11 protein-coding genes and 1 pseudogene are annotated in these 14,740 nt (G+C 57.3%); 2 read left to right on the top strand and 10 right to left on the bottom strand.

The window, feature by feature from the left end:
- From AB7E65_RS07695 to AB7E65_RS07685, 3 genes are all read right to left on the bottom strand, one after another.
- Positions 1-754, bottom strand: a 754-nt coding sequence (locus tag AB7E65_RS07695) for a Rossmann-like domain-containing protein (RefSeq protein WP_428745590.1), incomplete at its 3' end; no start/stop codon positions are given.
- A gap of 333 nt (positions 755-1,087) precedes the next feature.
- On the bottom strand, positions 1,088-2,395 hold the full coding sequence (locus tag AB7E65_RS07690; protein WP_428745589.1) for a hypothetical protein: 1,308 nt from the start codon (positions 2,393-2,395) through the stop codon (positions 1,088-1,090).
- Positions 2,396-2,486: 91 nt separating this feature from the next.
- On the bottom strand, positions 2,487-3,296 hold the full coding sequence (locus AB7E65_RS07685) for a ZIP family metal transporter (protein ID WP_428745591.1): 810 nt from the start codon (positions 3,294-3,296) through the stop codon (positions 2,487-2,489).
- Between the two features lie 152 nt (positions 3,297-3,448).
- On the opposite strand from AB7E65_RS07685, the gene AB7E65_RS07680 reads away from it, so the two are divergent.
- Positions 3,449-4,159 (top strand): UDP-2,3-diacylglucosamine diphosphatase, encoded by a 711-nt coding sequence (locus AB7E65_RS07680; RefSeq protein ID WP_072285400.1) that lies wholly within the window; start codon positions 3,449-3,451, stop codon positions 4,157-4,159.
- Here the strand turns inward: AB7E65_RS07680 and AB7E65_RS07675 are convergent.
- From AB7E65_RS07675 to AB7E65_RS07645, 7 genes are all read right to left on the bottom strand, one after another.
- Entirely contained in the window at positions 4,147-5,514 is a 1,368-nt protein-coding gene (locus tag AB7E65_RS07675; protein WP_072285401.1) for a YihY/virulence factor BrkB family protein, read from the bottom strand. The genes AB7E65_RS07680 and AB7E65_RS07675 overlap by 13 nt on opposite strands.
- Positions 5,515-5,604: 90 nt before the next feature.
- Positions 5,605-6,141 (bottom strand): YkgJ family cysteine cluster protein, encoded by a 537-nt coding sequence (locus tag AB7E65_RS07670; protein ID WP_072285402.1) that lies wholly within the window; start codon positions 6,139-6,141, stop codon positions 5,605-5,607.
- Positions 6,142-6,186: 45 nt separating this feature from the next.
- Positions 6,187-7,605 (bottom strand): M16 family metallopeptidase, encoded by a 1,419-nt coding sequence (locus AB7E65_RS07665; protein WP_428745588.1) that lies wholly within the window; start codon positions 7,603-7,605, stop codon positions 6,187-6,189.
- Positions 7,602-9,098, bottom strand: a complete 1,497-nt coding sequence (locus AB7E65_RS07660) for a M16 family metallopeptidase (RefSeq protein WP_428745587.1) — start codon at positions 9,096-9,098, stop codon at positions 7,602-7,604. Before AB7E65_RS07660 ends, AB7E65_RS07665 begins: the two co-directional genes overlap by 4 nt.
- A 110-nt stretch (positions 9,099-9,208) precedes the next feature.
- A complete protein-coding gene (gene lon, locus AB7E65_RS07655) occupies positions 9,209-11,599 on the bottom strand; it encodes an endopeptidase La (protein ID WP_320360496.1) in 2,391 nt (796 codons plus the stop codon).
- 329 nt (positions 11,600-11,928) lie between these two features.
- Complete coding sequence (locus AB7E65_RS07650) at positions 11,929-12,897, bottom strand: polyprenyl synthetase family protein (RefSeq protein ID WP_428745586.1); 969 nt, start codon at positions 12,895-12,897, stop codon at positions 11,929-11,931.
- Positions 12,898-13,255: 358 nt separating this feature from the next.
- Positions 13,256-14,032, bottom strand: a complete 777-nt coding sequence (locus AB7E65_RS07645) for a J domain-containing protein (protein ID WP_428745585.1) — start codon at positions 14,030-14,032, stop codon at positions 13,256-13,258.
- Positions 14,033-14,538: 506 nt separating this feature from the next.
- Between AB7E65_RS07645 and AB7E65_RS07640 the strand changes: the two are divergent.
- A pseudogene (locus AB7E65_RS07640) lies at positions 14,539-14,740 on the top strand (methyl-accepting chemotaxis protein); the annotation flags it as partial.

Here is a 14,740-nt window from a genome sequence, read left to right as displayed (position 1 = left end):
CACGGTTCAGCGTCACGGTTTCAAAAGCCACATGGGGTTTGAACAAACGCGTCCCGCCCCCTTCGGAGACAACCCGGAACACACCGTCGCAATCGAGCACCCGGGCTCCGGAAATCTGGGTGACAGGCGTGTCGGCGAAAATCTCCGGACACAAGGGTGCCGACGGACCCAGCAGCAGCACACCACGCGGATCACCGAGGCTGCTCAGCAGATCATCAAGGGTGCCGGTAATCAGGCTGGTACCGGTCAGAATGGCAATATCACACGCCTTGAGGGCTTTTTTACCCTGCTCCGGCGAAATAACGCCAGGGCGGCTCGAATCAAGTTCGATAATGTCCAGATGGCAGCCGATCTTGCCCAATTCACTGACCACCGGACCAAAATATCCGACCATGGCAACCCGGCTATCCGCCGTGATACCGAGCGGTGACAAGGCGTTGACGGTGGTCGCGCCGGGACATGGATGAGCGGCGAGCGCCGCATTGGCGGTGGCCAGTCCCAAGGCACGCAGCAAGGGACGTGCTTCCGTCAGCCCTGCCAGTAATTCCATGGCGGGTTTTTCGCAAAGGGTTCCGGCATTGTGCAGATGAGTACATTCTCCGCCCATACTCTTCGGAGTCCAGGCCAGACCCGCCTGCCCGTTGTCGAGTTTAACCGCCGTATAACCCAGGCCAATGCGAACCTCGGCAATCTTGACTCCGGCGACCCTGTCAGCGATGAAATCCTGCAGCTTTCCCTGCATAACCAAGGACATGAAACTTCTCCTTAAATTAAGGTTCATCTAGATGTTTGTCGCACCCTTATAGCACAACTGTTTTTGATCTGCACCTGTTTTCCCCCCAGCGGCAACTGCGCCTGCCTTCGCCGAATAAAAAAGTGCCGCTGTATCAAATGGCGCATGTGCTCCATCTCCATACAACGGCCAGGTTGGGTAAGGTGCAACAAGGAGGCCCTGAAACTTTTTTGGTGGCGACCGGCTCCGGTAACCGAAGCTTGCCTTCAATCATGGCTTATCCGCTGTATAGCACCGTCTATAGCGAAGACTGTCATAGATATCTGAAAGTTGCAACCCCTTTTTAATAAAATATTAAAACTCCTTGGACCATGCCAGACTCATGGAAGAACCACCATACCCGCTTGTTATCCCGTCTTCCCGCAACAACCCGAAATTGTGATTGAACCCCAACTCGAGCTGCGAGTTCCAGGGAGCACCGCAGGTCACCGCAACATTAACCGCAGGCAGCATATCCGATTCCCAGTCCAGACTGCCATGTCGGATACGCGGTCGATCGATCCACGCCAACTGCCCGCGCAGATGCAGATAGCAGAAAAACAGCAGTTCGCTCCGGTATTCCAGATTGGCGATGGCATAACCGCGGCTGTAAAATTCATCGAACATGGCACCCAGCAGGTTAGGCCTGGAAAGCGCCTCCCATTCGCCGCCGCCAGGTTCGCCGCCAAGCCGAAAGGCGCTGAAGCGGTCCAGATCCTCGCCCATGCCGGCGAAAACCGAAGCCACCAGGCGGTGACGCTCACTGCTGGTCCAGGGCAAAGGCAGGGCGGCGAGCGCGTGAAACCGCCCCGCAATCCAGGTGTCATGATCCGCCCCGCTCTGCCAAGCGGAAAACCGCCCGCCTCCCCAATCGTCCCAGCGGGCACGGTGGCCGTAAAAACCATCGACTCCGGCGGCCCACCCGGCATGAGGCAGTTCCATGACATTGCGTTCCAATGCATCGGCGCGCAGTCGAAAATGCACCCTGCCCTCATAGGTATCCCGGGGCTGACGGAAATCTCCCGCCGTATCGCCGCCGTCGCTGAACCACAAAAACCCCGGCTCGTAGGTCAGCGCGACCTCCAGGGCATTGTCCTGATGTCCGGGAGCCAGCGGGGTCCGCCAGCCAAACCCGAAACCGAAATGCAGGCGATGCCATTCCAGTTCTTCCTGATCGATTCGACGCCCCTCGACAAACTCCTGGCGCGCCATGGGAACGGTCATGCTGTCCAGCGTCACGACCAGTTCAGTCTTGCCGAGTCGGTCGGGACTCAGATGATATCGCACTTCATTGTAAAATCCCGCCAGCACCGCGCGCAACCTCTGGCGACCACCGTCCTTGTTCCGCCACAAAAACAGCGCACCGAAGGGCAAAACCTCATAATCACTCGGCGCATCTTCGACCCATTGCACACCAAGGTTGAGAGCCGTAACGTTGCAGCGATCGCGGGGCGGTACCGTCACCGCCTCGCCAAGCACCACCGTCGAAAAACCGTCCCCCGCCCTCGGTGTACGATAACCATCCGCCAGAACAACTGAAACACTCATCACCACTACGAGCAGGGCGCCTGATAATCGCCCCACCCCGAACCGGACCCATACCGGCGATGTGTTACCCAACAAGTTATTTTCCCTCCCGATTCATATTCATGCTCCATCCATGCAATAAATCCTTGTCCGGCGACACATTCCGCCGCTACGTTAACCGATTGGCCTAGCCCAATCCGACATCCAGGGTCATCATGGCCACAAACCCCAACATGGCGCACAAGGTAGCGAAGTCGCCAAAATCGCCCTGCTGCGTCTCGGGCACCACCTCCTCGATCACCACGAAAATCATGGCACCGGCGGCAAAAGCAAGCGCATAAGGCAATATGGGGCGCGCATGCAGAACGGCAGCAGCGCCGATCACCCCGGCGACAACCTCAACGAAACCGGAGAGCTGACCATACCAAAAGCTTTTCCTTCGCGACAAACCATCCCTTCGCAGAGGCATGGACACGGCCACCCCTTCGGGGAAATTCTGCAGGCCTATCCCCAGGGCCAGTGCGATGGCAGCCGCAAGACCGGTCGACTCGAGCCCGGCACCGGCGGCGCCAAAAGCGACCCCGACCGCCAAACCTTCCGGTATGTTATGTAACGTTACGGCCAATACAAACAAGGTGCTGCGTGGCCAATGGGTTTTGATCCCCTCGGCCCGACTGCGCGGCAAGTCTCTGTGAAGATGGGGCAAGAGCAAATCGAGTCCGCGCAAAAACAATCCGCCAAGCAGAAAACCTATAGCGGGAGGCAGCCAGGATGGCAGCGCCTGGCCTTGAGACAATTCAATGGCCGGCGCCAGCAAGGACCAGTAACTGGCGGCAATCATGACCCCGCCCGCAAATCCGAGCATCCCGTCGAGGGTCTTGCGGCTGGGCTGGCGGGAAAGAAAAACCGCAGCAGCCCCCAGGGATGTGACGCCCCAGGTAAAACATGTCGCGAGCAAGGCTTGTACCACAGGGTGCATATTGCCAAACAGGTTCAGCATCCGTCCCTCCCCAATTGCGATTGTTGTGCGACTTGACTTTCACGAGTGCGGATTTTATAGTTGCTTCCCATTCGGAAACTCCGAATGGAAGCCGTATTGCCCCCTGACATTCCCCCTCTGCCGATTCCTGCTTGGGAAGCCAAGATACGATGAAAGACCTTTTCCTGGCCGACACGCATCTGGTCGATCCGCGCGATGAACGCTACAGCCGCCTGCTGACGTTTCTCGACGAAAACCGCGGGCAGTTGCGCAGTCTGGTGATGCTTGGCGACATCTTTGATTTCTGGATCGGCTATCGCCACTGCGTTTTTTCCGCTTACATCCCCTTGCTCGAAAGCCTGCGTCGCCTGTCCGAGGCGGGCACTGAACTTGTTTTCGTCGAAGGCAACCACGACTTTCATCTTGGCCCCTACTTTCGCGACACGCTCGGCTGCCGCATCCTGCCTGATGGAGGCTGCCTGGAGCGCGATGGACGCAAGATCTTCATCGCGCATGGTGACCTGATCAATCCGCGGGACCAAGGGTATCGGCTGTTGCGTCGTTTCCTGCGCCACAACTGGACCCGCCATCTGATGATGATGATCCCCCCCGATTCGGCGTGGCGCATCGCCCGCTGGGCCAGCGCCAAAAGCGCCCGCAAAAACGGCGGCCGCGACCGCCACCGCCTGCCCCGCGAGGACTTGTTGGCTTTTGCGCGGAGCCGGTTTTCCGAAGGGTACGACACCGTCATTACCGGCCATTTCCATGTTCCCCTGATGCATCGGGAGAAGCGGCACACCCTGATCGCCCTGGGAGACTGGAGCACAAAGCCATCCTACGCCATTCTGGAAAACGGCGATTTCACTCTCTATTCCTGCTGAACATTCGTCGTCCTGGAAGCGGCAGCCTGTTTTTCCCGAACAAGATCGCGATAGTTCAGATTTCCCAGTGCCACATTTTCCGCCTTTCGAAGGGTTTCTTCCAGTTCGCGGATGATTTCCCGGCCCGGCATGCGAAAATTGCGCGGCTGGGTCGCCCCGTCTTCACGCAGCATTCGGAGCACACCCCGAATAACCATCGTTTCGGGTGCCCTCCCGGGATGGTAGACGAAATCGTCCTCGGGAGGATTTTCCACCCTGGCGAGCAGCCCGATCCTGACCAGGTCATTGAGCACAGCGCGCACCAACCGCGGCGGCAATTTGAGATCCTCGCAGAAGCGTGCATGGGACCACGCAGAGCCATCGTCCTGGAAAGATTCGCAACAGAGCAGCAAAATTGTAAGCGCGACGCGCTCCCGGCTGGCAAAACTTACCCTCTCCTCGCCGTATTTTTCCCGAAGGATGGTCACATTCTGCGTTGCGTAGGTCATCTCCAGCCCCAGCAGAACAATCATCCATGAAACATACAGCCACACAATCAAAATAGGCAGGGCCGCCATGGTTCCGTAGATGGCATTATAGCGCGAAACACCGATCTGAAAATTGACATAGGCCCATTGCGCCAACTGCCAGAGAGTCCCTCCGAAAACGCCGCCAACCAGTGCCGGCCCCAGACGAACCCGCGTATTGGGCATAAACAGGTACATGAAGGTAAAAGCCGCCCAGACCGCCAGGTAAGGAAGAATATTGAATGCCAGCAGCAAAGCCTCTCCGACCACCGCTGTCTCCAGCAACCGCTGCACCAATGCCTGGCTACGCAGGCTGGTTGTCAGGGACAGGGCCGCGACAATCAGCAGCGGACTTAGCAGTACGACGGAAAAATAGTCCGCAAAACGGCGAGCCAAAGAGCGGGTTTCCGCCACACCCCAGATGTGGTTGAAGCTTTTTTCGATATTCGACAAAAGGGTCAGAACGGTTGCCATCAGAATCACTAGCCCGACAGTACCCAGACGCCGGAAATTTGTATTTTCAATATAAGAAAGGATTTCCGCGATCACTTCCTCGGAGCCATGCGTAAACAGTTTGAAGAGAAACGGCTCCAGCAGGTTCTGCCCGCCAAAGCCCTTGATCAGGGAAAACATCAGAGCCAGCAAAGGGACGATGGACAGCATCGTCGCGTAAGTCAGCGCCGACGCCCGCAACATGCAGCCATCCGAGAAGAAGCCACGCGCGACAATAGCGGCAACCTGCAGCTGACGCAGGAAAAACAGTCGCCAATGGGTCAGGCCGCGGGGGTCGAAATGCCACAGATCATGCAGCAGGAAGACACGCAGTTTTTCCCGTAACCGATTTGCCACCTGAGTCTCCTTCCAAAATACCCTTCTCGACCGAACGCACCAATTCACAATATCTTAAACAATAAAAAAGCATGTAAAATAAGTATGATATCACGTTACATCTAGAATCATTCGAGCTATGGTCAGGCGTTGCCACCGATCCACCCGAACATCATCGGCCTGTTTGAGAAAAACGGCATTAACCGCCGCCAGAGCGGCATTGAGCCGGTCGATATCGATCATTCTGTCACCGGACAGAGTATCGAGATTTTGGCAATTTTGCGGGCAGAAATCGACCATCGCCTGCCCGTTGATACGTGAGAGAACAGGTAACCCGTGGGTGCGACAAATGATGGGACGCGCATGGTAAATCAGGCAGGCATGATTCTCAAGCAGCGGGCATGGACCATCGGGTTCTGCATTCAGGGCACGCAGTCGCAGCGTCTCTTGCTGGGGGGCGGGTAACGCCGCGACAGCCCCGGCCATCGCTTCGGCCTCCACCGGGAACAGGCTCAGATGCCGGCAGCAAAGGTCGCAGCCTTTATGGCAGACCAGGTGCCCTTTTAGTCGCGCGGTTATAGCAGCGCACAATTGATCCACACGAGTCAGCAGATCATGATAATTTTGCAGATTTTTGGTTTCTGGCATCCGTCGAATCGCTCCGCTGTTGCGAAGCGCCCCATATCATGCTGTTCACGGCGGAGATATCGTCTTGAGCGGCATCCCGAGCTGGTCCGACAAAAGGTCGGGCCGATCGGGGTTTCCTACCAGAAACAAGGTCTGCTGCCCAGGCAACAGCCGACGTTGCGCCACCTCCAGCACGGCATCGGCATCAACCGCGGCGATCCGGTCGCGGTAGCGGACCAGATAATCTTCGGGATATCCGTAAAACGCCAAGCGCATGCTCTGGCTGACCACCTCGTGGGAATCCGCAAAGCCGAACACAAAAGAGTTGATCAGGCTCTCCTTGGCCAGAGCCAGTTCATCTGCGCTCACCCGTTCTTTGCGCAGGCTTTCCATTTCGCGACGCATCAGGCGGACCACTTCGGCGACCGAGGCATTCCTGGTTTCGGCGCCGGCCACAAACAATCCGGGCAGGCGACGCCCGACCTGGAATTGGGAATAAACAGAGTAGGCAAGCCCGCGCCGGGTACGGATTTCCTGCATGAGGCGCGAGTTGAAGTTGCCGCTTCCCAGAATAAAGTCGGCAACCCGCAGGGCGTAAAGATCCGGATCGCTTTTGTCGATCCCCCGTTGCCCAAGCACTACGGTAGTCTGGGGAAGATCCTTGGGAACCAGCATCACGCATGGCGAAGGCGCGGCAGGAAGCGGCTCGACCGCAAAAAACGGTGGTTTTGCGTGGTTACGCCAATCCTCAAGAAGAGGGCTCAGCAGAGCTGACAGCGAGGTTCGGTCAATATCCCCGGAAACAGCCATCCACATATTGCCTGGCATAAAGACGTTTTGATGGTAGGCCAGTAGATCCTCGCGTCGAATCGCCGAGACGGACTTAGAAGAGGGCAGCTCGCCCAACACGTGCCCCTGATAAAGGGTGGAAATCAGCGCCTTGCGCGCCACCAACGCGGGTTGATCGTGCTCGCGCCGCAAATTTTCCAGAAAACGCTCACGCGCCAGCGCGACCCCATCGGCGTCAAAGCGCGGATGACGCAGCACGTCCGCAATAATGCCCATACCTTCCGCCAGATCGGAACTCTGGACGGAAAAACGCAGCAGCGTCCCGTAGGTATCGGCCGTTATCGACAGATCGGCAGCGATGCCCTCCAGCGCTTGATCGACATCCAGGGCACGGCGGTCACCGGCACCGCCTCCGCGCAATGCACTGGCGTGAAGCGACGCCAGACCGCTTTTACCCTGCGGGTCGCAAATACTGCCGCCCTCGAACATAATGGTGATGGTCACCAGCGGCAATTCCTGGTCCTCCTGCAAAAAAACCCGGACGCCGCTATCCAGACGAAATCTGTCGATTTTCGGCAGATCGAAGCCGAGTTCTGCAAATTCCAGGGTATTCGGATGCGGCGGGGCGTGCCCGGCGACACACCCGCACAGCAGAACAAGCCCTGCCACGAACAACATGCGCAACCCTGTCATCATGGCGTTTGCCCTTTTGGCTTGAGGACTGCCACCGTGCGGTTTTCGGCGGTCAGATATCTTCTGACGACATCAGAGACATCGGCGGGGGTAATGGCCGCAATCCTGCGGTCGTATTCGGTCAGATAACGCCAGTCGCCGACAATGGTCTGAAAGTGCGTCAGAGTGCGCGCCAGACCGTCGTTGTCCTGCAATGAACGCAACTGATCCACCTGCAGGCGCCGGCGAATCCGATCGAGGTCCGTCTCGCTGACCGGCTCACGGCCAAAGCGTTCAAGCTCCTGATAGACGGCCTTTTCCAGCTCTTCGACCGTATGCGGATAGCGCGGCACAACAGAAATGACAAACAGATTCGGATAACGTGCCCCGGGGGCCCCGTAGGTGGCGACATCGGCAGCCAGCTGCTTTTCAACCACCAGACGTTGGTAAAGCTGTGAGGTCCTGCCATACCCCAGAAGCAGATCGATGACATCGAAAACGTAATCATCCGCCGCCGGCAAGGTCGGCTTATGGTACGCGATTGCCAGCATCGGCTGTGCATCGAATACCACCTCGACGCGCCTTTCGCCACGCTGCACAGGCTCGATAGTCGCTACCGGCGGCACCACAGTGCCGGCGGGCAAATGCCCGAAATACCTGCCAACCGTATCCACGCAAGCGTCGAAATCGACATCACCCACCAAAGCGATGACCGTATTGGCGGGAGCGTAATATTTATCCATGAAACCGCGAACATCCGCTGGACTGAGATTTTCGATGTCGGAGGACCAGCCGATAATGGGATGCCGGTAGGGATGGGCAATAAAAGCGGTCGCCAGCAGATGCTCGTAGAGCAAACCGCGGGGATTGCCGTCATAGGACCGGCGCCGCTCTTCCAGAATCACCTGGCGCTCCGTATAGAACTCCCGCAGCACCGTATTGGCCATGCGGTCGGATTCAACCGCCGCCCAAAGCTCGAGCTTGTTGGACGGCAGGGAAACGACATAACTTGTCAGATCCTTGCTGGTAAAGGCATTGTAACCGACACCGCCGTTGCGGGCATAGATATTCGAGGCCTCATCCGAAACCACAAAGGCCTGGTGTTTGTGCTGAAGCTCCGCCAGGCGGGTTTCCAGTGCGGCTATCTGCTGTTGGTCGGCCCGTGGGTCGCGTCGCAGGCGATCGAGGGTCTCGCCTGATTCTTCAATGGCTTCCAGCAGGGGCTTTTCGGCGGCATAATTGCGCGTTCCGAGAGTTTTGGTGCCCTTGAAACGCAAATGTTCGAGAAAATGGGCCACGCCGCGGTTGCCGTTGGTTTCGTCAACCGACCCGACCCCCACAGTCAGATGCGCCGTAAAGATCGGCGCGTTGCTCCGCTCGACCACCAGCAAACGCAAACCGTTGGCAAATACATGTTCCCGCACCTTTTCAGCCAGGGGCTGAGCCTGGCCGACGGATACCCACAGAAAACACAAAAAAAAGGCGGCCACCCGCCGCCATCCGCTCAGGATCGACACAACCAACTCTCCCGGACTCTGGTGATCTGATTTCGTAAGGCCTCCCCGTGACTATACCGAAGCCCCGAAGCTAAAGCAAGATTCAACACTTCGAGACCATGCCGTACAGATCATGAACCGGGCCGCGGGTCAAGCAGGACGGAAGGATGCTCCACAAACAGATGTGGTTTGTGTTCCGTCTCGGCGATCAGAATATGAGCCATGACATCCGTCATGCTGCCGACCGGAATGATAGTCATTTCACCAAGAATCTGATCGTCAAGTTCCTTGAGATTTTCCCGGTTGCGTTCCGGGAGCAGGACGGTAGTTACCCCGGCCCGTCTGGCCGCCAGCACCTTTTCCTTCACGCCACCAACTGGCAGGATCCGGCCAGTCAGGGTCAATTCTCCCGTCATGGCGACATTGCGCCGGGCCGGGCGACCGGTCAGCAGGGAAATGAGTGACGCCGCGATGGTGACCCCGGCCGACGGGCCATCCTTGGGAATGGCCCCGGACGGCACATGGATATGGATATCGCTGTGCTCGAAGACTTTGGCATCGATGCCGAAGGCGGCATGATTGGCCCGTACGTAAGAGAGTGCCGTTTTTGCCGACTCCTGCATGACGCCGCCGAGACTGCCGGTCAGGATCAGCTCCTTACGGCCGGCCATGGCTGCGGCCTCGATAAATATGATGTCCCCTCCCGACTCGGTCCAGGCCAGGCCGGTCACGACACCGATGCGGTCCTCCTCTGCCGCCACATCCGAAAAATACCGGCGCGGCCCCAGCATTTCCTCTACCTGCCCGGCGCTGATGACAACCGCGGCAGCAGCGCCCCGGGCGACATCCTTGGCGACCTTGCGGCACACGGAGGCAATCTTGCGGTCGATGCCGCGCACTCCGGCCTCGCGGGTATAATCCTTTATGATTTTAAGCACCGCATCTTCCTCGAACTCCAGGGGATGCGCCTGCAGGCCGTTTTCGGCCTTCTGCTTGGGGATCAGGTATTTGAATGCGATCTGCAGTTTTTCCTCGTCACTGTACCCGGGCAGGCGCAACACCTCCATGCGATCCCGCAAAGGCGGGGGAACCGTGTCGATCACGTTGGCCGTGGTAATGAACATCACATGCGACAAATCGAAAGGTACGTCAAGGTAGTGATCGGTAAAAGTGTCGTTCTGTTCCGGGTCGAGGACTTCCAGCAGAGCCGCGGCGGGATCGCCACGAAAATCCTGGCCGATCTTATCCACTTCATCAAGCATGAATACCGGATTATTGGCACCGGCACGGCAGATTTCCTGAATAATGCGCCCGGGCAGGGCACCGATATAGGTGCGGCGATGTCCACGGATTTCCGCTTCATCCTTCATCCCCCCAAGGGAGATGCGGATGAATTTCCGTCCCAGCGAGCGGGCAATGGAACGTCCCAGAGAGGTCTTCCCTACGCCGGGTGGCCCTACCAGGCAGAGGATCGGGCCCTTTAGAGAAGCCTTGAGGGTGTGGACGGCCAGAAACTCCAGAATCCGTTCCTTGATTTCCACCAGATCGTAGTGGTCCTCATCGAGGACTCTCTGGGCACGATCGATGTCGAGGACATCCGCGGTACCTCGCTGCCAGGGCATGTTGCAGAGATACTCGACATAAGTGCGCGCCACCGTGTATTCGGGCGAGGAAGGATTGATGCGTTCAAGACGGGCCAGTTCCTTTTCGGCCACCGAGCGCACCACCTTGGGCATTTCACCATTTTCCACAATCTTTCGGAACTGACGGATTTCGGCCTGTTGCGGATCATCTTCTCCAAGCTGGTTCTGGATCTGCTTGAGCTGTTCGCGCAGCAGGTTTTCTTTCTGACTGCGAGCCGCCTTCCTGGAGACTTCGCCTTCCCCCTGCCCACGGGACTGCATTTTCTGAATCTCGGAAGTCAGAAAAAGATAAACCTCCTTCAATCGCTCCAGGGGATCGAGGGTTTCCAGCAGGCGTTGCTGATCCTTGACTTCCATATTCAGGTAGACAGCCAGAATATCGGCAAGCTGGCCGGCTTCATCGAGACGGCCAACCATACTGTTCACATCGTCAGGCATGGCCTGCCCGAGGGACTGGGCCACCCGCAGCAGTGCGATGATGCTCTGCATCAGGGCCTGAGCTATGGAATTGCGGTTTTCCCGATCGGGAATCAGGCTGACAGAAGCCATGACAAAGGGCGTCAGTTGACGGGTATTGATCAGGCGAACCCGGTTGCGTCCCTCCAGCATAATCTTGCAGCCCCCTTCAGGAAACCGCAGAATCTGACTGATGCTGCACAGGGTGCCGACCCGGGCATACTGTTCGCGCCCGGTGATCGGATCCACGGCCAGCACCGTCAGAATCACCAGTAGATGGTTTTTGCGCAAAGCCTCTTCGACAATCCCCATGTGCTCCCTGCCGACAAACAGCGGAAACGTCATGTGGGGAAAAATCACCTGCTCATGCAACGGGTAAACAGGCAGTTCCGGAGGCAGGCTATCGAAAGGCGATCCGCTCATAGATATGTCTCCTTCGGCGCGAACCGGTTATCATCCACACACGGGCTTGCCACCGTAACGGCGCCGATCAGCGGACTTGTTTGTAATGTGGCCCCTTTGTGGATCTCGTTCCGCGGGTAGTTACAGACAGTCCAGGCAGACAGGTTGAATTGATTGCCTGCGCGAGACGTCATGGCCGGGCACGGATCATGGCGGCTATGCGCACGGTTTGATTCAGAGGCACTGACTATATGATAGCAACCGCTAATGGACTGTCAAGGCAGGGAATAGCTTATCATTCCGGGGAGTTGTGAATTTCGGGAAAACCGCGGGAAACGCGGGAGCAGCACTCAGCAACGGCGCCGGACAGCGGACCGGGCCAGCGCGACAAGCTCTTTGCGAGCCGTGCCGTCCGGGAAATATTCCAGCTGCGCACAGGCTTGCCGCACAGAGAGATCCGCCTGCCGCCGGGTGTAATCGATACTTCCATATCGGGAAAGAAGGCCCTGAACAAAACCGAGATCCGCCTCGATCGGATCTTTTCCGACAAATATCCGCTGGAGCATGCGCCGCTCGCTTTCATCGCAGTAGCGCAGCGCGTGAATCAATGGCAGGGTCATTTTCCCCTCGGCAAGATCACGGCCGACAACCTTGCCGGATTCATCCGGATCGGCAATATAATCAAGGGCATCGTCCACCAGCTGAAAGGCCACGCCGAGATGCATGCCAAAAGCAGCCAGGTTTTCTTCCCGGTCGGAATCGAGCTGACCGAGGATCGCCGCGCATCGGCAAGTTGTGGAAAACAGCGCCGCTGTTTTGCTGCGCACTACCCTCAGATAACGCCCCTCGTCCAGCATCAGATCGCCGCTGTTCATAAGCTGGATTACCTCGCCCTGAGCCATCAGCGAGGTCGTTTCCGCCAACACCCGCATAATACGGCGGTCACAGAAATCAACCATCATCTCGAAACATCGTGCGAACAGATAATCACCAACCAGGACCGCTGCCTGGTTGCCCCAGGCGATATTGGCGGAAATCCGCCCGCGACGCAGGGTGGCGCTGTCAACCACGTCATCGTGCAGCAAGGTTGCGGTATGCAGAAATTCTATAACGGCGGCAAGCGGATACCTGGATTCCCCTTCATAACCACACAAACGCGCGCAGAGCAGCAAAAGAATCGGCCGTATGCGCTTGCCCCCGCTGGCCAGAATGTAATCGCTCATCTGCCGCACCAACGGCACTTCGGAAGTCAGATGTTGCCGAAGGCTCTTTTCGACGCGGTCCAGATCCTCCTTGAGCCACTCCCGGTCAAACTGCATGCAAATCCCCATATCCTTTCATCGGGTAATCACCCGGCTACCGCACGTTGTTTGACCGAAAGCGCCCGCTTGTGAGTGGGCCAGGAAAAATATCATCCTTCAAAGACAAGTGTTTATTCAGAAAGGAAGTCATATATCCAATCTGTCGAGGTCGTAAAAGGGCCGTATCGCCGCAGGACAAAGCTATAACGACGCCATCAGATTCGATGCATCCTAGAAATTAGCGCAATACTTGTCAAAACATTTCTGTCGCCGGACAGCTGTCGGACTCAGCGCTTCTCATCCGCCGTCCCCATGCAAAACGGGCAGGATTCATTGTCCTGCCCGCCTATCGCTTCAAAGACAGAAGTATCCGCTGCTACCACCGGAACATCGATCCGTCCCCATAGAGTTGATTGTGCTCCCGGTGCTGCCGGGCCAGTTCTTCCATCTCTTCGTGACTGAAAAAGGCATTTTCCACAAAAAAACGGCCGAGCTTCTGCTGCCGTGAGCGTTGATAAAACAACAGGGTCTGCAACTGTTTCTGGCTGATATAGTCTAGACGCACGGCCTTTTCGCCAAACCGTCTTCCGGCGCCGCGAACCCCCAGGATACAGTTAACCTCGTCCTCGCTCAGCCATCCCCAGCGCAGCGCGATATCCCCGAGGTTGGGACGTTGCCGGCGTTGCCAAAACAACGCCTCCATCAGCAACCGATAATCGATCAGCCTCCGATAATAGAGAAACAGGCCGATCTGCAGAACCTGCCTCGGCAAAAAACCGGAGGCAGCTGTTTCCGCCCTGCCGGGAGGTCGCTGGTGGGCGTATCGACCGCCGGAGTGCGTCCGCTGCTGAGCCGCAGGTTGCCGCGGAGTACAAGCGGGCGCCCATAATCCGCTGTCGCGCAACTTGAAGTAATCGCAAACAGTCTCATAAGAAGATCGCAGTTTCTGAAAGACCTCGGTACGGGAGCGCTGCAAGGTGCTTCCCTCGTTACCGAAAAGGTCCGGATGGGTTTCCTTGACCTTGCGACGATAGGCGGATTTGGCCCCGCTGGGCTGAAGGTAGGAAAAAAAATCCGGAGAAAGCTGGACATCATTCCCGAAAAGGGCGCGACAAGCCTCGAAAAGATCGCTTTCAGATATCCGCACACTCAAAACCGGCTCCCCTGAAAGTAGCAACAGCTGTATTCGCCGCCAGGCACTCGATGCCTGGAATCACCTCCGCAGAGCAAGACGGCGACCTTACGCCATTTAACCTTTTGAGGCTGTTTTGTCAATAGCAGGCTGTCGAGAGCAACCGGTGACGCCCGGCCACGAGCGGCCAATAGCATGGGAAAGTCTCGCCGTGCCGCCCCGGAGCAAAGGCGCCCCGAGCCAGGACACCGTTTGTCCGGGGGGGCCAAAATGGGCCATACAAAAAAATTCAACCTTCGTCAATATCATGACAAAAGGGCCACGCCATAAACCGCCGGCCGCGACAACTGATTTTTATTGCATGAGCCTGGGGCTAGCGTATCCCCCCGCTTTACGGTACAACCTTTGCAGTCGATTTGTATTTCTACCGGTGACATATTTGATATTTCCGGTCATTTGTTTCACCCCGGTGACAAGGTCCGGCTTTGCCGGGCATTCCATAGGCCGACAGAGGGAGGGAGCAACTCGTGAAGGATCTTAAGATTTCTGCAAAAATTTTTCTGCTCAGTGGCAGCATCGTCCTGGTTTTCACCCTGGTTGCGTCATGGCTCTATATCCAGTTCCGCGACAACATCATGGAAGCGCGCCGCAACGAAATCCGTCACGTGGTCGAATCCGCATGGGGGCAGGTCGAGCACTTCGCCCGTGTGGCCCAAACCGGGCAGATGC

Source organism: Syntrophotalea sp., assembly GCF_050253115.1.
GTDB classification, from domain to species: domain Bacteria; phylum Desulfobacterota; class Desulfuromonadia; order Desulfuromonadales; family Syntrophotaleaceae; genus Syntrophotalea; species Syntrophotalea acetylenica.
This window is presented reverse-complemented; position numbering and strand designations above follow the sequence as displayed.